1 pseudogene is annotated in these 522 nt (G+C 64.8%); it reads left to right on the top strand.

Going from position 1 to position 522, the window contains the following annotated elements:
- Nucleotides 1-153 precede the first annotated feature (153 nt).
- A pseudogene (locus tag EN994_RS34630) lies at nucleotides 154-522 on the top strand (hybrid sensor histidine kinase/response regulator); the annotation flags it as partial.

Raw genomic sequence — 522 nt, 5'->3', positions numbered from 1 at the left:
GTGGATATGTGACTCCGCCCAACTGCCGGAAGGGCGGATGCAATCGCCAGATCTGGTGGCAAACCCGCCGCGCCTCGGCAAAAAGCGCTCATCCGCTAAAATTGGAACGATCCGCCGCAATTTTCCATAAGCTCTGTCTGGCAAGAATTTCGCATGATCGCGCAATCCGGCAGCCAACAGGCGGACACTGGCGACGATGTCGATGCGGTGCTCCCGCCGGCGTCGACGCGGCGCTTCGTCGCCGCGCCGCCGCTGGTGCCCGAGCCGGAATTCTCCAGGCGCGAAGGCCTGTCCTTTCTGACATTCGTCGCCATCGTGGTGATGGCCGGGCTGGCGCACCTGACCGGGGCACCGATGTTCATCAGCGTTGCATTGCTCGCAACCGGCCTAGCCGGCCTTGCCATGCATCTGCGCGCCAGGCGGAGCGAACATCGCACCGCCGCCCTTCTTGACGAAACCACGGCCCGCAGCCGCGCCGAGATCGAGACGCTGGCCGACCGCATGTGGGAGATGCAGGAGAGC

The organism is Mesorhizobium sp. M7A.F.Ca.CA.002.09.1.1 (genome assembly GCF_003998555.1).
Lineage (GTDB): Bacteria > Pseudomonadota > Alphaproteobacteria > Rhizobiales > Rhizobiaceae > Mesorhizobium > Mesorhizobium ciceri.
This window is presented reverse-complemented; position numbering and strand designations above follow the sequence as displayed.